Source organism: Rhodanobacter humi (assembly GCF_041107455.1).
Lineage (GTDB): Bacteria > Pseudomonadota > Gammaproteobacteria > Xanthomonadales > Rhodanobacteraceae > Rhodanobacter_A.
Genome location: NZ_JBGBPY010000001.1, coordinates 2836053 through 2856964 on the forward strand (window position 1 = coordinate 2836053; position 20912 = coordinate 2856964).

The window sequence follows — 20912 nt, forward strand, 5'->3', positions numbered from 1 at the left end:
ACAGAGGAGCTGCTTACACTACTCTTCCGGGGCAGGTCTATACTACCCCTCGGAAATCGCGTTGCCAGGCTGGATGGGCTTGTTCAAGCCCGGTTTTGGAGTTGCAAGGGAGTGTCGGGTGGCCATGTGGAATCGGTCGCCGCGTTACGCGATGCAGCCGCCGGTTTGTCCAGCAAACGTCGCACGATCGTTGCCATGGAATCGCCATGCCTACCAGCAACATCCAGTCGGTCCCCGGTTTGGTCGCGCATGCGCATGACGATGGTTCCCACGCCGAGCAGATGACGCCGGGAGACCTCGCCGTCGGCGTGATGGTGGGACGCGCCTGCCAGTCCTTCGACTTCTTCGTGTTCGGCATCGGCTGCGTGCTGGCGTTTCCCGAGGTGTTCTTTCCCTTCGCCAGCCGGATCGACGGCGTCTTCTACTCCTTCGCGATCTTCGCGCTGGCGTTCATCGCACGCCCGCTGGGCTCCATGTTCTTCGTGGTACTGCAGCGCCATCTCGGCCTGCCCACCAAGCTGACCATCGCGCTGTTCCTGCTCGGCATGGCGACGGCCGGCACGGCCTTCCTGCCCGGCTACGCGACGCTGGGATGGTCAGCCATCCTGGCGTTGGCGGTGCTGCGCTTCGGGCAGGGTTTCGCACTGGGCGGCAGCTGGAACGGCCTGGCTTCATTGATGGCGCTCAAGGCGCCCAGGGACCGGCGCGGCTGGTACGCCATGCTGCCCCAGTTGAGCGACCCGATCGGCTTCATTCTTGCCGCGGCCCTGTTCGCTTACATCTGGGCGAGCCTCTCGCACCAGGAGTTCATCGACTGGGGCTGGCGCTATCCCTTCTTCGCGGCCTTCGCGATCAACGTGGTGGCCCTGTTCGCCAGCTTGCGCATGGTGGTTGCGCCCCGCTATGCGGAGCAGCTCAAGGAGCGCGATCTCGAGCCGTCGTCGATGCGCGAGCTGGCCCGCTCGCAAGGCAACAACATCACGCTGGGCGCCTTCGCGCCGCTGGCCAACTACGCGATGTTCCACCTGGTGACGATCTTCGCGCTGTCCTGGGCGCTGCTGTTCACGCGGCAATCGGTGGTCAGCTTCCTCGTGGTGCAGATCGTCGGCGCCTTCGTGGCCTTGCCCTGCATGCTGCTGTCCGGCGTGGTGGCGAACCGGTTCGGCCGGCGCACCACCCTGGCCGTGGGCGGCGCGCTGATCGCGGTCTACAGCGGATGGACCGCGCTGCTTCTTTCGGGCGGCACCGTGAACAGCTATGTGTTCATCATCCTCGGCTATGCCTTGCTCGGCTTCACCCATGCGCAGGCGGCCGGTGCGGTGAGTTCGAACTTCCGGCCGGAGTTCCGCTTCTGCGGCGCCATGATCACCTCGGACCTGGGCTGGCTGATCGGTGCGGGCTTCGCGCCGCTGGTGGCGTTGGCGCTCGCCCGCTATGCCGGCGTCCCTTACGTGGGCCTGTACCTGCTCTCGGGTGCGATCGGCACGCTGGCCGCCTTGTGGATCAGCCGTCGCTCGGGTGGCTTGCCCAACGACTGATGCCCGCTTCGGCCCCGCCGCGGCATGATGTCGCTGATCGCATGGCTGGCGAAGAACTTTCGGTGACGCGCGGCATGCATGGTGCGATCATGCCGCGCCATGCCTGACACCCGAATTCCTTCCGACGATAACGAGCGCCGCGTGCGCGGCCCGCTGGCGCTGGGCCTGCTGGCCCTGCTCGGCCTCGTGCTGTTCTCCAGCTTCGTGGCGCTGGGTACCTGGCAGGTGCACCGGCTGGCATGGAAGACGGCGCTGATCGCCCACGTCGACGAGCGCGTGCATGCGCCGCCGGTGCCTGCGCCGGGTCCAGCGGACTGGGCCGGCATCACCACGGCCAACGCCGAATACCGCCACGTGCGGCTCAGCGGCAGCTGGCTAGGCGATCGCCAGACGCGGGTGTGGACGGCCACCGATGCCGGCAGCGGCTACTGGATCCTCGCCCCGCTGCGCCGCGACGACGGCAGCATCGTGCTGGTGAACCGCGGTTTCGCGCCGGCGGGCTGGTGCGATCTCAAGGGCCATTGCCCGGCGCCGCCGGGGGGCGAGGTCACGGTCACCGGCTTGCTGCGGATCAGCGAACCCTCCGGCCTGTTCCGCCACAACGATCCCGCCACCGACACCTGGTACACCCGCGACGTGGCGGCGATCGCCAAGGCGCGCGGACTCGCGGACGTGGCGCCGTACTTCGTGGATGCCGATGCATCCAGCGGCACGACCTGGCCGCGTGGCGGCATGACGGTGATCCACTTCCCCAACCACCACCTCAACTACCTGATCACCTGGTACGTGCTGGCGCTGATGGTGCTGGGTGCTGCGATCTACGTGGGACGTGACGAATACCGCTTGCGCAAGCGGTCAAAAGCGCGCGGACCGTAGGAGCGGCTTCAGCCGCGACCGGCGTGGCATGGAATCGCGGCTGAAGCCGCTCCTACGGCCGCTTCTGCCGTCGCTCCGGGATTACGCGCGCCCGTACACGTCGTCGTAGCGCACGATGTCGTCTTCGCCGAGATAGCTGCCGGACTGCACCTCGATCAGTTCCAGCGCCACCTTGCCGGGGTTGCGCAGGCGGTGCTTGCTGCCTAGCGGGATGTAGGTGCTCTGGTTCTCGCCGAGCAGGAACACCTTGTCGTCGCAGGTGACCTCGGCGGTGCCGGAGACCACGATCCAGTGCTCGGCGCGGTGGTGGTGCTTCTGCAGGCTGAGGCTGGCGCCGGGCTTCACCACGATGCGCTTGACCTGGAAGCGCTCGCCGGCCTCCAGCGAGTCGTAGCTGCCCCAGGGGCGGTGCACCACGCGGTGGAAGGAGTGCTCGCTGCGGCCGGCGCCCTTGAGCTGGTCGACGATCTTCTTCACGTCCTGCGCGGCGTCGCGGTGCGCGACGAGGGTGGCGTCGGGCGTGGTGACCACCACGAGATTCTCCACGCCCACGGTGGCAACGAGGTGGCGGTCGTGCGAGCGCAGCAGCGAGTTCTTCGTGTTCACCGCGAGCGTGTCGCCTTCGCGCAGGTTGCCGTCGGCATCACGCTCGCCGGCCAGCCACAACGCCGACCAGGAACCGATGTCGCTCCAGCCGCAGCTCACCGGCACTACCGCGGCGCGCGTGGTCTTTTCCATCACCGCGTAGTCGATGGAATCCTCCGGCACCCTCGCGAAGGCGTCCTTGTCCACACGCACGAAGTCGAGGTCGCCGTGGGCGGCGGCATGCGCGGCACGCACGGCGGCCAGCATCGCTGGCGCGTGCGCCGCCAGCTCTTCCAGATAGCGGTCGGCGCGAAACAGGAACATGCCGGAGTTCCAGTCGTAGCCACCATCGGCGAGATAGCCCTCGGCGGTGGCGAGGTCGGGCTTCTCCACGAAACGCTCGACGCGGAACGCGCCTGCGCCCAGTGCCTCGCCGCGGCGGATGTAGCCGAAGCCGGTTTCGGCGCGGTCCGGGCGTATGCCGAAGGTGGCCAGCCAGCCCTGCCTGGCCAGTGGCAACGCTTGCGTTACGGCTGCGGCGAAAGCGGCGGTGTCAGTGATCAAATGGTCGGCAGGCAGCACCAGCAATACGGCTTCGGGGTCGCGCTTCAGAGCCTCCAGTGCACCCAGCGCGATCGCTGGCGCGGTGTTGCGTGCCAGCGGTTCCAGCACCACGGTGCCGCCATCGATGCCGGCTTCCAGCAGCTGCTCGGCGGCAAGAAAGCGGTGATCCTCGCTGGCCACCACGATCGGCGCCGTCACCTCGGGCAGGGCGCGCGTGCGCGCGACGGTCTGCTGGAACAGCGTGCCGTGGCCGGCCAGCGACAGGAACTGCTTGGGCAGGTTCCGGCGCGAGACGGGCCACAACCGGGTGCCGCTGCCGCCGCTGAGGATCAGGGGAATGAGCATGATGGATCGACCTTTGTATGCCTGCGGCTCGCGGCTTGCCTGTAGGAGCGCACCCTGTGCGCGAATGAACTCGCGAAGAGCGTCATCGCGCACAGGGTGCGCTCCTACAGAGATGTCAGGCGCGCTGGTGCGCGAGCGCATCCAGCACATCACGCAAGCCGCTTTGCCAATCGGGCAAAGCATAGCCGAAGCGCTGCTGGAAGCCGGCGTTGTCCAGCACCGACCAGGCCGGTCGTTTGGCTGGCGTGGGGTAGTCGGCAGTGGTGATTGCCGCCACGCGCGGAGCGCGCGCGATCAACCCGCGCTCGGCGGCACCGGTGAAGATCGCCTCGGCGAAGCCGTGCCAACTGGTGTGGCCGCTGGCGACCAGGTGATGGGTGCCTTGCAGCTCACGACGTTGCGCAGCATCGGCAGCTTGCCAGGCATCGAGCGCAGCCAGCGTGCCGGCCACGATCAGCGCCGTGCTGGTAGGTGCGCCGACCTGGTCGGCCACCACGCGCAGCTCGTCGCGCTCGACGCCCACGCGCAGCATGGTGCGCAGGAAGTTCTGGCCGTGCGGCGCGTACACCCAAGCGGTACGGAAGATGAAATGCGCGGCGCCGCTGCCGCGCAACGCCTGCTCGCCGGCGAGCTTGCTGTGGCCGTAGGCGCCCAGCGGCGCGGTGGGTGCATCGACCGGGTAGGGCGCGCTGGCGGCGCCGTCGAACACGTAGTCGGTGGAGTAGTGCGCTACCAGCGCGCCGTGCGCGGCAGCCCAGCGACCGAGCACGCCCACGGCTTCGCCGTTGACGCGGGTGGCCAAGGACTCTTCCTGTTCGGCACGATCCACCGCGGTGTAGGCGGCCGCGTTGACGATCAGGTCGGGGCGCAGCTGATCGAGCAACGCAGGCAGGCTGCCCGGCACGGCGAGGTCGGCGGTCTCGATGGCCGCGCCATCGAAGCGTTGGCCGTCGCGGCTGGCGGTGACGAGTTCGCCACGCATCGCCAGTCCGCCATCTTCGATGAAGCTGCGGCCGAGCTGGCCGTTGGCACCGAGCAACAGGATTTTCATGGTTACCTCAAATCATCATCGTCATCCCCGCACAAACAGGAACCCAGCACCTTGGCTTGGCCAAGCATTGCAGTCACTGGATCCCAGCCTTCGCTGGGATGACGGGCAAGAAAGCCTAGGCCGCGTACACCGGCAAGCGCTCGGCAGGCACCTCGGCCAGCAGCGGCGTCTTGCCATCCTTGTCCGACAGCAGCGGCTCGCTGATCGGCCAGTCGATGCCCAGCGCCGCATCGTTCCAGCGAATGCCGGCATCGGCCTTGGGGTCGTACAACGCGGTGCACTGGTAGCTGAAGGTGGCGAATTCGGAGACTACGCAGAAGCCGTGCGCGAAGCCTTCCGGCACCCAGAAGTGGCGATGGTTGTCGGCGGTGAGCATCACGCCCACCGATTGCCCGAACGTGGGTGAGCCGTGGCGGATATCTACCGCCACGTCGTACACCTCGCCCTCCAGCACGCTGACCAGCTTGCCCTGCGGATTCGGCCACTGGTAATGCAGGCCGCGCAGCACGCCGCGCGCCGAGCGCGACACGTTGGACTGCACGAAGGTGTGGTCGATGCCGGCCTCGCGGTACTTCGCCTCGTTGTAGCTTTCGTAGAAGAAACCGCGGGCGTCGCCGAACACCTGGGGTTCGATCACGATGGCGCCGGGCAGGCGTGTCGCTATCACTTTCATCGGGCCACGCCCTCCTTGGCGACTTGTTGCAGGTATTGGCCGTAGCCGGTCTTGGCCAGCGGTGCGGCCAGCGCCAGCAGCTGTTCGGCGTTGATCCAGCCGTTCAAGTAGGCGATTTCCTCGGGGCAGCAGACCTTGAGGCCTTGCCGGTTCTCGATCGTCTCGATGTAGTTGCCCGCCTCCATCAGTGACTCGTGGGTGCCGGTGTCCAGCCAAGCGAAGCCGCGGCCCAGCTGCTCCAGGTGCAGCGAGCCGTCGTCGAGATAGCAGCGGTTGAGGTCGGTGATTTCCAGCTCGCCGCGCGGTGAAGGCTTCAACGCAGCGGCGTAGTCGCAGACGCGCGCGTCGTAGAAATACAGGCCCGTGACGGCGTAGTGCGACTTCGGCTGCGCGGGCTTTTCCTCCAGCCCGATCACCTTGCCGGCCGCGTCGAACTCGGCCACACCATAGCGCTCGGGATCCCTCACCCAGTAGCCGAACACGGTGGCGCCGTGCTCGCGCGCGGCGGCGCGCTTCAGGCGTTCGGTGAAGCCGTGGCCGTAGAAGATGTTGTCGCCCAGCACCAGGCAACTGGGCTGGCCGGCGATGAAGTCGCGACCGATGGTGAAGGCCTGCGCCAGGCCGTCCGGCGAGGGTTGCGCGGCATAGGTGATCTCGATGCCCCACTGCGAACCGTCGCCCAGCAGGCGCTGGAACATCGCCTGCTCGTGCGGCGTGTTGATGATCAGCACCTCGCGGATGCCGGCCAGCATCAGCGTGGCCAGCGGGTAGTAGATCATCGGCTTGTCGTACACCGGCAGCAGCTGCTTGCTCACTGCGCGGGTGATCGGGTGCAGCCGGGTGCCGGAGCCACCGGCGAGGATGATGCCCTTGGTCGTCATGCGCCCAGCCTCTCCATGCGATAGCTGCCGTCCAGCACGCGCTGCACCCACGGCTGGTTGGCGAGGTACCAGTCCACCGTGGCGGCGATGCCGCTCTCGAAGGTCTGCGAGGGCTTCCAGCCCAGTTCGCGCTGCAACTTGCTGGAGTCGATCGCGTAGCGGCGGTCGTGGCCGGGGCGATCCTTCACATAGGTGATCAGCGACTCGCGGGCGCGGCCGTCGGCCAGCGGGCGGCGCGCATCCAGCAGCGCGCAGATCGCCTTCACCACGGTGATGTTGGTGCGCTCGGCGTTGCCGCCCACGTTGTAGGTTTCACCCACGCGGCCGGCTTCCAGCACGCGGCGGATCGCACTGCAGTGGTCGCCCACGAACAGCCAGTCGCGGATGTTCAGGCCGTCGCCGTACACCGGCAGCGGCTCGCCGGCCAGCGCCTTCGCGGTGACCAGCGGGATGAGCTTCTCCGGGAACTGGAACGGCCCGTAGTTGTTCGAGCAGTTGGTGGTGAGCACCGGCAGGCCGTAGGTGTGGTGGAAGGCGCGCACCAGATGATCGGAGGCAGCCTTCGACGCGGAGTAGGGCGAGTTCGGGGCGTACGGCGTGGTCTCGGTGAAGCTGCCGGTTTCGCCCAGCGAGCCGTAGACCTCGTCGGTGGACACATGCAGGAAGCGGAAATCATCGCGCGCGGCGCCTTCCAGGCCGCGCCAGTAGTCGCGGGCGCATTCGAGCAGGCCCAGCGTGCCGACCACGTTGGTCTGCACGAACTCCGCGGGGCCGTCGATGGAGCGGTCCACGTGCGATTCGGCGGCAAAGTTCACGATCGCATCGGGCCGGTGCTCGGCCAGCAGCTTCGCCAGCAGGGCGCGGTCGCCGATGTCGCCCTGCACGAAGATGTGACGCGCATCACCTTGCAACGAAGAAAGGGTGTCGAGGTTGCCGGCGTAGGTGAGCTTGTCGAGATTCACCACCGTGAGGCCGTCGGCCACCGCCTGCAACACGAAGTTCGCGCCGATGAAGCCGGCACCGCCGGTAACGAGGAGGGTTTCCATGAGGCATGCGATCCGTAGGGTGACAATTCCCCATTCTCGCATGGCCCTTCCTCCGCTCAAATACGCTGGCGTGCGGTCGGGTGCTCCGGCACAGGTTTTTGTTAAGGCAAACGGCTGTTTCGCAGGTACAATGAGCGATTCCTTCACGCGGCGGCCGGTTTCCGGCAAGGCCGCCCAGTACGGTTGCCTGCCATGCCCAAGAAGACGCCCGTCGCCAGCCTCGGCCTCGGTACCCGCGCGATCCACGCGGGCCAGCATCCCGATCCCTCGACCGGCGCGATCATGACGCCGATCTACGCCACCTCCACCTACGTGCAGGAGAGTCCGGGCAAGCACAAGGGCTACGAGTATTCGCGCACGCAGAATCCTACGCGCATGGCCTACGAGCGTTGTGTGGCGGATCTTGAGGGCGGCGTGGCCGGCTTCGCGTTTGCCTCCGGCCTGGCGGCCGCAGCCACTACGCTGGACTTGCTGGATTCCGGCAGCCATGTGATCGCGATGGACGACCTCTATGGCGGCAGCTACCGTCTGTTCGAGCGCGTGCGCCGGCGCTCGGCGGGGCTGGATTTCAGCTTCATCGACCTGAACGACATGGCGGCGCTGAAGGCCGCCTTGAAACCCAACACGCGGATGATCTGGGCCGAGACGCCCACCAATCCGATGCTGAAGCTGGTCGACCTGGCCAAGGTCGCCGTGTTCGCGAAGAAGCACGGCCTGATCCTGGTGGTGGACAACACCTTCTGCTCGCCGATGGTGCAGCGGCCGCTGGAATTCGGTGCGGACCTCGTGCTGCACTCGGCCACCAAGTACTTGAACGGCCACTCCGACATGGTGGGCGGCATCGTCGTCGCCAACAGCAAGGAGCTGGCCGAGCAGATGGGCTTTCTGCAGAACTCAGTGGGTGCGGTGGCCGGCCCGTTCGATGCCTTCCTCGCCATGCGCGGCCTGAAGACCCTGCACCTGCGCATGAAGGCGCACTGCGAAAGCGCGCTGGGACTGGCGAAGTGGCTGGAAAAGCATCCGGCGGTCGCACGGGTGATCTATCCCGGTCTCAAGAGCCATCCGCAGCATGCCCTGGCGAAGCGCCAGATGGGCAGCTTCGGCGGCATCATCACGATCGAGGTGAAGGGCGGCCTGAAAAAGGCCCGACGCATGCTTGAGCGTTGCGAATTGTTCGCGCTGGCCGAATCGCTCGGTGGCGTCGAGAGTCTGATCGAGCATCCGGCGATCATGACCCATGCCTCTGTGCCTACAGCCAACCGTAAACGGCTTGGTATCAGCGATGGGCTGGTGCGTCTGTCGGTGGGTGTGGAGGATCTCGAAGATCTGAGAAATGAGTTGGCAGGTGCGTTGAAATGATAAGGAACGATGCCGAGAAGCAGTCTCCTATGGACCGCCTTTCAAAGATTCCATCACCACTGCAAATGTTTTCCGCGTTCGTTCACCATGGGTCGCTCACATGGGAGATGTCAAAGCGGGAGGTTCTGGGTAGGTATCGGGGGGCTACGTTTGGCCTGCTTTGGACCGTGCTCAATCCATTTATCATGCTTACGGTCTATTCCATGGCCTTCGGCTCAATCATGAAGTCGCGCTGGCCACAGGTGAATTCCAGTCATGCCAACTACACGCTGATCCTTTACGTCGGACTGATAATGCATGGTTTTTTTTCCGAATGCTTTAGTCGTGCGCCGACGCTCATTACAGCCAATCCGAACTATGTGAAGCGGATTATTTTTCCGCTGGATATTCTTCCGTGGCCAATGGCTCTATCGGCCTTGTTTCACGCCTTCATGAATGTAATCGTGTTCGTTGTCTTCAGCATGTTCATGGTGGGATCCATTCCTTGGACAATCATATTTCTACCGCTAGTGCTGCTGCCCCTTTTCATTTTGTCGCTGGGCGTTGCGTGGGGCATGGCGTCTCTGGGCGTATATTTCCGAGATATAAGCCAAGTAACCGCGCCGCTGGCTACAGCTATGCTATTCCTGTCCTCCGCCATCATGCCATTGGAGATGGTGCCGCAGTCCTATCGTTTTGTTTTTGAAGCAAATCCACTTACCTTCATTATTGACCAGTCCCGCGAGGTTGCGCTCTGGGGGCATTTTCCGGATTGGTTTGGACTTGCGCTCTATGCCGCCAAGGCCATTGTTTTTACCTATTTTTTCTTTGTCTGGTTCCGGCTGACGCAGAAGGGTTTTGCTGATGTCATCTGATTATGCAATAAATGTTAGCGCGGTGGGCAAGTCCTTCCGCATGTACGACAGACCCCATCACCGGTTGTTTCAGGGGCTGTTTGCAGGTGAAGGCAAGAAATGGTATCGAGAATTTCAGGCGCTTCAGGATGTAAATCTGCAGGTTACCCATGGAGAAACTGTCGGAATCGTCGGCAAGAATGGATCTGGCAAGTCCACGCTGTTGCAAATCATATGCGGTACGCTGCAAGCATCCTATGGCGATGTTTTAGTCCACGGTCGTGTGGCGGCACTGTTGGAATTGGGCGCGGGCTTCAATCCGGAATTTACCGGTCGCGAAAACGTGTATCTCAATGGGGCGGTGCTTGGTCTCACTCGTAGAGAGGTCAGTGACCGATTCGATTCTATTGCGCATTTTGCGGATATCGGGGAGTTCATCGAGCAGCCGGTAAAGACATATTCCAGCGGCATGTATATCAGGCTGGCGTTTGCCGTTGCGATCAACTCGGATCCAAAGATTCTCGTTGTCGACGAGGCCCTGTCCGTCGGCGACGAGGCGTTTCAGCGCAAGTGCTTTGGCCGCATTGAGGAATTGAAGGCAAACGGTTGCACGGTGCTGTTTGTTTCTCACTCCGCGGGTACGATTGTCCAGTTGTGCGATCGAGCCGTGCTGCTCGACGAGGGGCGCATTCTTATGACGGGTCGGCCCAAGGACGTGGTCGCCGCGTATCAGCGCCTACTGTACGCGCCAGCCGAGCGGCGGGCAGATATGCGTCGGCAGCTTCTAGAACGAAACGAGAGCAAGGGAAATGTTGCGGCAGGCCGCACTGACTTGGATGCAGTCAATCTAAATGCAGTCAATGATGATCCGACGGTCCGCCGGGCAAGAATCAGCGTGAACGATGTGTCCTTGGCGGAGCGCTACGATGCTGAACTGAAGCCTGCCAGTACCGTTCACTATGCCGAGAATGGTGCTCGCATAAGCGAGCCGCATATTGTCAATGCGGCGGGCAAGCGAGTAAATATTCTGGTGCCTGGCCAGCTGTACAGCTACAGATACACCGTTGAGTTTGACAAACCGGCGTTTCAGGTGAGCTTTGGCATGATGATTAAATCTCTTACTGGGGTAGAGCTGTTTGGCATGTCTTCGCACGCGGACGGCGAATTCATTTCCCAGGTTGAAGCGGGCAGAGTGTTCGCGATCGAATTTCGATTCATGTCCCGATTCCTTCCCGGAGCCTATTTCATGAATGCGGGATGCAACGGTCGGCTGGAGAACGGAAGCGCTGGATTTTTGCATCGCATAGTCGATGCGGATATCTTCAAAATCGAGCAGAAGGCTACCAATAGAAGCAAGGCAGGTTTTTACGATCTGGCAGCAGAGCCATCCTGTCAATTCGTGGAGCAGGGGGCTGCTACCGATGTCGGCGTGGGGTTCAATTAGCCGTTCGAGCTTCGCCGGATGGGGCGTCTACTTCGGCAGGTCCCCAGCCGTCCCCTAATTATTCGGTAGAGTCAAGATATGACGATCCCTTCGAATTCAGACTCAGATAAGACCGCGGTATTGATATTAGGGGCGCCCCGAAGTGGCACCTCCGCGGTGAGCCAGGTCCTTTCCGAGATGGGTGTCCATTTTGGTGATCCAGCTCGCTTCGTAGATCCCGCGGTTCAGACGCACAATCCGATTTTCTACGAGCTGCAGTCGGTCAATGACTTCAATGCCAGGATCATGGCGCATATGGGCTATGAGTATGGCGATTTCGATTGTTTTCCAGACGCGGTTGAACCCGGGCCGGCGCTGGTTGAGCAGTTTGCCGATGAAGTGCGCGGACTGATCGAGCAGGAATTGGGGGGGCATGCTCTGATTGGTCTTAAGGATCCCCGGTTTGCCTTCACGCTACCCGTCTGGGAGACAGCGCTCCAACAATCCGGTTATTCGATCCGGTACCTCGTAACCGAGCGATCAATCGACGCAGTCGTCGATTCTAACGCAAAGGTCAACACCACGTTCACGAGAGCGCACAACTATCGCATCGCGATCATTTCGATGGGGCTGTCGGCCCTGCGTGTTGAAGGGAAGGCTCACCTCTTGGTCAAATACGATGACCTGGTAGACAACAGCTTGGCCGAGGCGCTTCGCATAGCGGAATGGTTAGGATTGGACCATGCAAACACGAATGCTGCAGCTCAAGTTGTACAGTCGAATTTGCGCCATCAAGGGGCCAGCGATGGGTCGGCATCTACGCAAAGTCCGGAGGAACTGCTTGCCGCATGGTCGCGCGCCTATCGCGATCTTCGGTCCCAGCTGGTGCGAGATGGGCTAATGGATTTGCTGGACTCCCGCCGCGTCGAAGTCGTTGCCCAGCGAAACAGGATCTCTGAACTGGAGCATCGAGTGGCCCAGTCGGCGGCCGCTGGTGCACAGGCTCTTGCATTGGAGCTGGTTGAACAGAGGTTCCATGCTCGAATTGATGCCGTTGAGCGCCGGATTGTTCTCGCGGCGAATAGCGGGGATTCACTGCGGAGCGGTCTCATGTCGGCTGCTCAGCAGATCGAGGACCAGGCCGCCGGATTTGAGACGTTGCGCACCGAGGTAGCGGCAAATGCACGGTCCACGCAAGTGGTTGCAGATGGACTTGCCCAGATGGCGGACCGGGTGTCTGGTATTGCCCAGATGTTAACCACCGGCCAAGATCGCATTCACAATTTGGTCGACGACCTCGGGCGTGTAATGATTCCCCAATTGCGGCAGGACCTCGAGTCCCGGATCCGAGCTGTGGGGAAGGATGTCAACGTGACCGATGAAAGAACCGCAGCCCTCGCGACGCGGCTGGACGCGCTGGAGCAGGCCGCCAAAGAGCTCAGCGCACGGTTTCACGCGAGCAGGACCTTGTTCACAAGGTTTCGCGACCTGTTCGATAAATGAGACAGCAGGGATGGTTATGGCTGTGTCGATTGGCGGTAGGATGAATTGAAGGAGTGTTAAAGTCTTGAACTTGTTGCAGAAGATAGTGTGGTACTACAGGGAACGCGGGCTACGTAGTCTGTTGCAGAGAGTGATTGGTGGGCGCGGGGTACCGATAGCTGGTCAAAACGACTATTTGTCGCCCCTGCCAAGTGCTTCAATGCCTCAAAGCGACCATGCCCAAATGATGGGCGTCGTTTCGGCCTCGGTGCTGGTGCGTTCGCGATTTGCCGCGATTCAGCCGCTGCCCATCTTTACCGCACCTGGCCCGGCCGCTCGCCTCAATCTGGTCACCGATAGCATCAGTGTGGGTTCGTTATTCGGCGGTGTCGGTACAGCCATCATCTTGGCGTCGCAGGTGGCGTCTCGGCGCGGGGCGAAGTTGCGCATCGTGACACGCACCGAAGTGGCCGATGAAGCGGCTGTCCGGCAGGTGCTGGACTGCAATGACCTTGCGTTTCCCGGAAACGTGGAGTTTGCGCAGGTCCAGGTTGGGGACGAGGCGGCGCAGCTTGACGTCTGCGCTGGCGATCGGTTTCTGACGACGTCCTGGTGGACCACCGCCAGCACCCTGGGCAGCGTTGCGCCCGAAAAGGTGGACTATCTACTGCAGGAAGACGAGCGGATGTTCTACCCGTATGGCGACGATTGGATCCGTTGCCAGGAAGTGTTGAGTCGCACGGATATCCGCTTCGTGATCAACACCGAGCTGCTTTTCGACCATTTGGTTGCGAGCGGCTTGGGCAATCTTCGCGACTGCGCCCGCTGGTTTGAGCCGGCGTTTCCGGCAACGCTCTTTCACATGGATGCAGAGGCGGAAGCTCGGCCCGAGGGAGGTAAACGCCGCTTGTTCTTCTATGCGCGGCCGAACAACGCAAGAAACCTGTTCTTTCGCGGAATCGAGGCGCTCGATAGGGCGGTGGCCGAAGGCGTCGTCGACCCTGAACAGTGGGAAATTGTCCTGGTCGGAAAGGATGTGCCGAAAATTCAGCTGGGTGGCGTGGTTGAGCCCACTGTGCTTCCGACCATGAATTGGCGCGAATACGGCAAGTTCATCCGTGGGGTCGATCTCGGCTTCTGTCTCATGAGTACACCGCATCCAAGTTATCCCCCACTGGATCTGGCCGCATCCGGCGCTGTGGTTTTGACCAATCGCTTTGGATTGAAGACGGATCTCAGTGGATATTCGACCAGTATTTTGTGCTCGGATCTTGGTGTGACCGAACTCTTGCAAGGACTGCGCGAGGGTGTCCGACGAGCTGGCGATGCTGCAGCGCGTAGGGATGCATACGCCAGAAGCCAGATGCCGCGATCCTGGGTGGACACGATGGCCACCTGTGTCGAATTCCTGGGGTAACTAATTCATGTTTTTTGTTAACGAGCCTGCCCACGATTACAACGACCCATGGGCCATTCCATTCGAGCGCCGTTTTCGCGACTTCTGTGCGGGGCGCCGTCGCGTCGCCTATTTTTACGAGCGGCCCGACACGAGCACTTTCCGATATCGCGTATACAACATGATTCAAGTCCTGCGAACGTTGGGATCCGATGTCGGGGTCAGCTTCTTCTGGAATGATGACTGGCGCGAAATGAATCGCGTTGTGGACCAGGCCGACGTAATCGTGATTTGTCGTGCGCGCTACAACGATCACATCAACAAGATGATCACGCGGGCGAAGGCACAGGGAAAGCGCGTAATTTTCGACGTGGACGATCTGGTATTCAATACGGACTATGCCCACTTGATTCTTCGGTCCCTGGACCAGGACATCAGTGCCAACGAGGCCTGGGATCACTGGTTTGGCTATATCGGACGAATCGGGGCGACGTTCAGGATGTGTGATGCGGCCATCACCACCAATGCGTATCTCGCTCGCCGACTCGAGGAGTTTTCTGCGGTGCCCGTCAGCGTGATTCCGAATTTTCTGAACCAGGAACAGCTGGCGATCAGTGATCGCATCTACAACGAAAAGATGGTAAGCGGATTCAGGCGGACCGACGAAATTCATATTGGCTACTTCAGCGGTACGCCCACGCACAACCGCGACTTTTCCATGGTGGCGCGATCCATTGCCTCGATCATGCGTGCCGATAAGCGGGTGAAGCTGTTAGTTGTCGGTTTCCTCGAGTTGAAACGGGGTCTGGAGGAATTCGCCGACCGTATTACTTTTTATCCATTGCATGATTTCATCAACCTGCAGCGCATCATGTCACTGGTTGAAGTCAACATCGTCCCCTTGTTGGACAACGGCTTTACCAACTGCAAGTCGGAGCTGAAATATTTTGAGGCGGCGGCGGTCGGCACTCTTACTGTTGCCACACCTATTTTCAGTTATGCGACTGCCATCAGAGATGGTGAAAATGGGTATTTGGCGAACAGTACGGACTGGACAAGGCAGATCGTCAGGGCGATCGATCAACTGGACCAATATCCCCAGATGGCAGCAGCTGCCCATGAGCATTCGATGGCTCAGTATGGGTGGCAGAACCAATTCGAACGAATCGAAAGCGCCGTCTTTGGAGCAGCTTCGGCTCAGCTGTTGATGCCTCGCCAGAGCAACAGTGAGTTTGAAGACAGTTTCCTGTCGCAAGTAGCCAAAGCTCGATAGATCGTTCAGTAAGGGCCCGCCAGATGCCGAGCATTCCTTTGTTGGCCGAGCATCAAGTCAGGCCATTGCAGGGAAGATGGGAGTGGGATGCACTCGGGAACGATCCCCAGTTCTTGTGCAGCGCCGCCGCCGTTCGTGGTCTCGCTGCAGGTTGGTACTTGGTAGATTTGGGCTTCTCGGCCGATCGCTCGCTCGCTGATGATGCGGCGCTTTATCCTGACTACGGTGACGGATTTCGCGAGTGTTTGAGAATTCCACTGAGGCGCCTCGTTCGGAACGGGCGCATTTCCGGGGTGGTGCTGTTCCAGGCGGACATAGTTCGCCTGCGTTTCGATCCCTGTGTCTCGCCTGGTCAATTTTCGCTGAGCCATATGGCACTGCGAAAGCTACGTCGACCCGAGGCGCTCCTGCTGATGCTGTTGCGAGGGTCTCGAGGAGGTCGCGAGAATTCAAAACGGGGCATGGTCGCGACTGCGTTCCTCATATTCGTGACGCAAGGTGCGCGCGCCATGGCCGCGCATCTGTACCACGATCAGATCGGTATTTCGCACTCCGAACTGTCACAACGCGAGTATCGACGCTGGTTGGAAAGCCACGATCGTGCCTCTGTGCTGTCGTCCAGTGGTGGCTCTGTCCAGCAGCAGACGCTCATATCCGTACTACTACCCGTGTACAACACCCCACCGGACGTGCTGATTGCGTGCCTGGAAAGCGTATTGGCCCAAACATGTGGCCGTTGGGAACTGTGCATTTCGGATGATGCCAGCACGCGCCGGGACACAGCGGATGTCCTGGTGCGCTACGCTGGTCGTGATCCGCGCATACGCATTGAAAAGCGTGCGTCCAACGGGCACATTTCGGCGGCCACGAATACGGCGCTGGCGATGGCAGGCGGGGAATTTGTTGCATTGCTCGATCACGACGATCTGTTGCACCCTGACGCCATCTTGGAGGTCGTGACTGCCGCTTGCGCCAATCCCGAGTGGCACCTTATCTATACCGATGAAGACAAACTCGATCGGCGGGGAAGACGTTCAGATCCCTACTTCAAGCCGGACTACAATCCGGAACTGCTTACAGCCCAGAACTACATCAGCCACCTCGGTGTTTATCGAACAGCTATCGTTCGGGAGCTAGGCGGCTTTCAGATTGGTTACGAGGGATGCCAGGACTGGGATCTGGCACTGCGTTTTTGCGAGCGGGTTGGTGCGAGTGCCATCGGGCATATTCCAAAGGTTCTTTACCACTGGCGCATGAGTGCAACCTCGACGGCCGAAGACACGAGCGTGAAACCCTATGTCCAGCAGGTTGCGATGAAGGTACTGACAGATCACGTCCGGCGCGTACGGCCGGGTGCCAGCGTCAGGCGGCTGAATTGGCCCTATGGTGCATTTCGGGTGCAGGAGGGACCTCCTGCTGACGAGCACGTCTCGGTCATCGTGTGGGAACAGGCCGGACAGCCCATAGATTGCCTGGGTAACATGTTCGAGACACTTGGTTCGACAATGTCAGTCGAAGTCATTATTCCGGTGAATAACGGCAATATCGCGAAGCGTTGGTTCGGGGATCACGTACCCGGGGCCCTCTCTTTGAAAGTACTGGGCACAACGAACACAAACCCTGCCGAATCAAGGAACGAGGCGGCCAGGATGGCGAAAGGGTCGATCCTCGTATTCGTCAACAAGGATATCGACGCGTTCTCCAAAGGTTGGCTTGATGAACTGGTCGCGCAGGCGCGTCGGCCAGACATCGGGGTGGTCGGGGCAAAGATATACGATCCACGTGGATGGGTCACCGATGGTGCCTTTGTTCTTGGGGGGGCTGGTGGAATAAACGTTGCTTTTGGCGGACTAGATTCCGCGGCGGTTGGCCCGCGCGCCCGCGCGCTGCACGTCCAGGATGTATCTGCCGTCTCAGGAGCATGCATGGCCATGCGTGCCAACGTATTCCACTCGATTGGCGGATTCAGCCATGCCTCAGTGGAATCCCTTGTTGCCGCCGATCTGTGTCTACGCATTCGCGCTAACGGATATCGGACGATTTGGACGCCTTATGTGGAGCTTTATATGCATGAGATCTCTGGTGCATCGCCGGTGCAGGGACAGAATGTTCACGGGGAACGGGCCTGGCTATTCCAGCACTACCCCAAGGAGCTCCTGGCGGATCCGTTCTACAGTACCAACCTTGAAGCAACGCCGGCGCATTTCAAGCTGGCGACATGACCCCCATGAAAAACTGCCGCTTGCCGCTTGCCGCTTGCCGCTTGGCTCCGCTTTCGGTGTCAGCTGAAAATGGGCCATTACGGATCCATAACTTCCCGCAGCTAATCAATGACTGGTATCTTCCTTTGGTGTCACGGTTATTCGCCATGGCACTGGGTTGATTGGGATACTGACTGGTCCGGACGTACCCGCGCCCCTCAGCGCGCGCGACTCCTGCGCCCAGTTCAAGTCTGGGAGTGGTACACGGCGCATGTCGCCAGGATGAAGAACGGCGACGAGTATGAGCAGTACAAGTACTACTGGGGCAAAGGAATTTCCTTCAGAGTGATCAAGGTTGCACAATGTGCAAGCAATACAAAGCCAGAACGCTATTTTGGCAAAGAAGAAGTACCGGTCACTCCATATTATTGTTGTAGATATCAGGTTTTCATTCGGTCCTGCATGAGCAGACGAAACAATTTGAAGGAGCGCAAAAATAAGCATCAGTGCGACTGGCACAATACCCGCTGTATCGCTTCGCCATGCCGATCGAACCAGGAATAGAAGCAGGCACACAAAAAAAAGCGTGGCCACGCTCGGGCTGAATAGAATTTCCCCGAACGTATGGTATTGGAATCCCTGTAGAACGTTCTGTTTAGCCAGTGATAGTTCAAAGGGTCCGTGGGGTTGCCTTTGACCGATGAACGCCATGACCAGTGCCTGTATGAGGCCCCCAGCTACAACTGCGCCAAGGGCTCGCTTGTCCAATTGCACCCACCATTCCTGAGCAGGTGCAAGACACTTCCAGCCCATGCGGCCTTTCATCCAGGCAAGCGCCGCCAAGGGTAATGCGACTACTGCAATCAATGTCGAAAACGGTCCAGTCAAAGCAACCAATGTCGGTAGCGTTATTGCCAGCCATGGCGGGAGAAATCTTCTTTCTTCAAGCCGCTGTGGAAGCAGTGCTGCTGCAAACAGCGCGAATTGCAGGAACCATTGAACATTTGTGAGGGTTCCGAATATTTCGCCGCCGCTGGGAGTGAGAGCGAAGATGGAGATTGTGATCCAGAGTGGAACGAAAGTGCCCATTCGGTAGGCAAAGTATAGGATGGCGGCAGCATCGATCAGTATCGCAAACACGTTAAAGAGAAGCGGCGCGTGCTGATAGGGGGCAATTTGCGCACACCAGGCCACTAAACGAGGAATTGCGTGCAGATAGCCTGCATAGGTGACTAGAATCTGCGGCAGCGCGTGACCGAACTGTTGAGCGAAAAAGACAGTGCCGTCTTCCGCCCAGAACTGTGCGTTGGACAAGGCGTCTGGGCTTTTGCACGCGAGTAAGAGAACAATCAGGAGATAGAGCAGAGGTAGTGCGCTACGTTTGCTCGTGACAGTCTTGGAAGCGAAATGATTCATTTGGTTCTGTCGCCTCAGCGCAATGTGGCTTTAGTGTGGGTGGCAGTGACTTCCGCAGACCGCCTCGCGAGGTAGCGTTTTCTGAACATCGAAGACTTTTTATGTGACAAGTACCGGTAGATTGTCTTCTGCAATTTGTCAAGTATGTTGTTCATTATTAGACTTGCTCAAATTTATAGATTTCTTCGCAGGTTCGACGCAAATGATTCACGATTTCTGAGAGGCGTGTTAGTTGATTTTCAGCGCTATACATTGCGGAATGACAGGTGCTTATGGCCGAGATAGCTTGTCAATACTGGAATCATGACACCGAAGCCGTGCGCAATGGTTTCAGCATGGGTTTCAATCCCGATTGCTGGTAGAGCATGATTCGCCAAGACGACGCTTATGAACAAGGTCTGCCCAAGAGCTGCCAAGTTTATGATTGTGAACCAGAATGCTTGATTTCTAAAGGTGTTCGAGGCATTGACAAAGACGAACGTTCGATTGAGCACAAAAGCGGAAACCAAACCTATGCAAAACGCGATGATTATTGACGGGATGTAAGGCATCCAGTAACCCAAAATGATGCGCGATCCGAAGTTTGCGATGGCGGCGACGCCGCCAGCCAAGATGAATTTAATGAATTGGCGAGACTTCACGCGGCCATTCCAGTGGCGCTAGCGGCCAGTCGACGTGCTACCGCAATGCTTTCGTTGATCGAGCGGTCTTCCGGGTAGTAGTAAGACGTATCGGCCATGTACAGGCCGGCGATGGGTGTGGCCATGGGGGGCAGCATGTCGTAGAACCCGGGCGGGCAGATGGTCTGGGCAAAGTCGTAACGATGGCAATGTTGGGCCAGCACCCAATCCGGCGAAAAGGCAGGGTTGAGCTTGCCGAGGTAGCCGATGACTTCGTCTATCAACTCGTCGTTGCTGCGCGCCCACTTGGGGTGGGTCTTGGGCATGTAGAACGGCGCGTAAAGTACCGATGGCGTCATCTGATTGAGATTGGAGTACTCGATCACGCCGGGAATCTCGATCGACGGATCGTTGATGTTCATCCAGAAATTTTCGCTCAGCGGCTGCTTGAGCTTGAGGATGACGCAAGCGACCGGAATGTTCTTGATCTGATTGATACGGGCCGCGAAATCGGCCGGCAGGTCGGGTACCAGGCGGGGTACGTACTGGATCGGCGCGGTGGAGATTACTGCCTGGCAAGGCAGGAGTGCGCCGCCGACTTCTATACCGCAGACGCGCCCATCGGTTACGTCGACCCGGTCAATGCCGGTCTTGAGATGGATGCGGCCGCCGCGCTCGAGGATGAAACGCTCCATCGCCCTGAGCAGGGTAGCCGAGCCGCCGTCCAGGTAGCCCATGCTCTCCTGCAGAAGATTGCGGCGCGAGAGTGCGACACGTTTGATGCGGGTACCGATCCACGCCGCGGAGATTTCCTCGGTGTGCTCGAACAGCTTCAGTTCGAACAGGCTCTTCCAGAGCACGTTGTATCCGCGTTCGCCGATCCAGCGGCGGATCCAGTCGGTGGCCTTCATGCGGTCGAACGGGCGCCAGTCCTTGATGCCCTTGGCGTACATGGCGTGCAGGCCGTAGCGGAACTTGCTGACCAGGCCCAGTCCGTCGAAGGCCAGCAGGGCGAGCGGCGTGCCCCACTTGTACAACTTGCCGTTGTAGAAGAAGCCCATGCGGGTGTCGGTCCAGCGCAGCTTGTCACTCAGGCCCAGCTCGGCCAGCAGCTTGAACAGCGGATAGTCCGTCTTGCAGATGAAGTGGTAGTAGCGCTCGATTTCGAGGCCGGCGAAATCGAACGTGGCGGACATGCCGCCGATGCGGTCGTCACGCTCGTAGATGTCGACTTCGTGGCCGCGCTTGAGCAGCTCCATGGCGGTCATCAGGCCCATCGGGCCGGCGCCAATTATCTTGAAATTCATTGCCTGATTCCGAATGATGCGGTTCTTCTATACGCAAGGTGGA

The 20912-nt window shown here is 60.3% G+C and carries 17 protein-coding genes; 9 read left to right on the forward strand and 8 right to left on the reverse strand.

Annotated elements, in window-relative coordinates; all coding sequences use genetic code 11:
* Positions 1-206: 206 nt before the first annotated feature.
* Together AB7878_RS12560 and AB7878_RS12565 are read left to right on the forward strand one after the other, a co-directional pair.
* Positions 207-1538, forward strand: a complete 1332-nt coding sequence (locus AB7878_RS12560) for an MFS transporter (protein ID WP_369494696.1) — start codon at positions 207-209, stop codon at positions 1536-1538.
* Between the two features lie 99 nt (positions 1539-1637).
* Positions 1638-2414 (forward strand): SURF1 family protein, encoded by a 777-nt coding sequence (locus AB7878_RS12565; protein WP_369494697.1) that lies wholly within the window; start codon positions 1638-1640, stop codon positions 2412-2414.
* 81 nt (positions 2415-2495) lie between these two features.
* Here the strand turns inward: AB7878_RS12565 and AB7878_RS12570 are convergent, their stop codons facing one another.
* The 5 genes from AB7878_RS12570 to rfbB form a co-directional block, all read right to left on the reverse strand.
* Positions 2496-3908: a mannose-1-phosphate guanylyltransferase/mannose-6-phosphate isomerase gene (locus AB7878_RS12570; protein ID WP_369494698.1), complete on the reverse strand. Its 1413-nt coding sequence runs from the start codon at positions 3906-3908 to the stop codon at positions 2496-2498.
* 115 nt (positions 3909-4023) lie between these two features.
* Positions 4024-4959, reverse strand: a complete 936-nt coding sequence (gene rfbD, locus AB7878_RS12575) for a dTDP-4-dehydrorhamnose reductase (protein WP_369494699.1) — start codon at positions 4957-4959, stop codon at positions 4024-4026.
* Between the two features lie 115 nt (positions 4960-5074).
* Entirely contained in the window at positions 5075-5632 is a 558-nt protein-coding gene (gene rfbC, locus AB7878_RS12580; protein ID WP_369494700.1) for a dTDP-4-dehydrorhamnose 3,5-epimerase, read from the reverse strand.
* Positions 5629-6513: a glucose-1-phosphate thymidylyltransferase RfbA gene (gene rfbA, locus AB7878_RS12585; RefSeq protein WP_369494701.1), complete on the reverse strand. Its 885-nt coding sequence runs from the start codon at positions 6511-6513 to the stop codon at positions 5629-5631. The genes rfbC and rfbA overlap by 4 nt, the downstream gene beginning before the upstream one ends.
* Positions 6510-7559 carry a dTDP-glucose 4,6-dehydratase gene (gene rfbB, locus AB7878_RS12590; RefSeq protein ID WP_369494702.1) on the reverse strand — a complete coding sequence of 350 codons (1050 nt, stop codon included), beginning with the start codon at positions 7557-7559 and terminating at the stop codon, positions 6510-6512. The genes rfbA and rfbB overlap by 4 nt, the downstream gene beginning before the upstream one ends.
* A gap of 192 nt (positions 7560-7751) precedes the next feature.
* On the opposite strand from rfbB, the gene AB7878_RS12595 reads away from it, so the two are divergent.
* From AB7878_RS12595 to AB7878_RS12625, 7 genes are all read left to right on the forward strand, one after another.
* Positions 7752-8918 carry a trans-sulfuration enzyme family protein gene (locus tag AB7878_RS12595; RefSeq protein ID WP_369494703.1) on the forward strand — a complete coding sequence of 389 codons (1167 nt, stop codon included), beginning with the start codon at positions 7752-7754 and terminating at the stop codon, positions 8916-8918.
* Positions 8915-9772 (forward strand): ABC transporter permease, encoded by an 858-nt coding sequence (locus AB7878_RS12600; protein WP_369494704.1) that lies wholly within the window; start codon positions 8915-8917, stop codon positions 9770-9772. Before AB7878_RS12595 ends, AB7878_RS12600 begins: the two co-directional genes overlap by 4 nt.
* Positions 9762-11195, forward strand: a complete 1434-nt coding sequence (locus AB7878_RS12605) for an ABC transporter ATP-binding protein (RefSeq protein WP_369494705.1) — start codon at positions 9762-9764, stop codon at positions 11193-11195. Before AB7878_RS12600 ends, AB7878_RS12605 begins: the two co-directional genes overlap by 11 nt.
* 78 nt (positions 11196-11273) lie before the next feature.
* The gene (locus tag AB7878_RS12610; RefSeq protein WP_369494706.1) at positions 11274-12677 is read left to right on the forward strand and encodes a sulfotransferase; all 1404 of its coding nucleotides are present in this window, start codon (positions 11274-11276) and stop codon (positions 12675-12677) included.
* Positions 12678-12900: 223 nt separating this feature from the next.
* Positions 12901-14073 (forward strand): rhamnosyltransferase WsaF family glycosyltransferase, encoded by a 1173-nt coding sequence (locus AB7878_RS12615; protein ID WP_369494707.1) that lies wholly within the window; start codon positions 12901-12903, stop codon positions 14071-14073.
* Between the two features lie 7 nt (positions 14074-14080).
* Complete coding sequence (locus tag AB7878_RS12620; protein WP_369494708.1) at positions 14081-15325, forward strand: glycosyltransferase family 4 protein; 1245 nt, start codon at positions 14081-14083, stop codon at positions 15323-15325.
* Between the two features lie 509 nt (positions 15326-15834).
* A complete protein-coding gene (locus tag AB7878_RS12625) occupies positions 15835-17547 on the forward strand; it encodes a glycosyltransferase family 2 protein (RefSeq protein WP_369494709.1) in 1713 nt (570 codons plus the stop codon).
* 105 nt (positions 17548-17652) lie between these two features.
* On the opposite strand, the gene AB7878_RS12630 is transcribed toward AB7878_RS12625, so the two are convergent.
* The 3 genes from AB7878_RS12630 to AB7878_RS12640 all read right to left on the reverse strand — a co-directional run bounded on the left by AB7878_RS12630 (position 17653) and on the right by AB7878_RS12640 (position 20869).
* Entirely contained in the window at positions 17653-18942 is a 1290-nt protein-coding gene (locus AB7878_RS12630; RefSeq protein ID WP_369494710.1) for a hypothetical protein, read from the reverse strand.
* 245 nt (positions 18943-19187) lie between these two features.
* Complete coding sequence (locus AB7878_RS12635; RefSeq protein ID WP_369494711.1) at positions 19188-19583, reverse strand: GtrA family protein; 396 nt, start codon at positions 19581-19583, stop codon at positions 19188-19190.
* Complete coding sequence (locus tag AB7878_RS12640; RefSeq protein WP_369494712.1) at positions 19580-20869, reverse strand: NAD(P)/FAD-dependent oxidoreductase; 1290 nt, start codon at positions 20867-20869, stop codon at positions 19580-19582. Before AB7878_RS12640 ends, AB7878_RS12635 begins: the two co-directional genes overlap by 4 nt.
* Positions 20870-20912 lie beyond the last annotated feature (43 nt).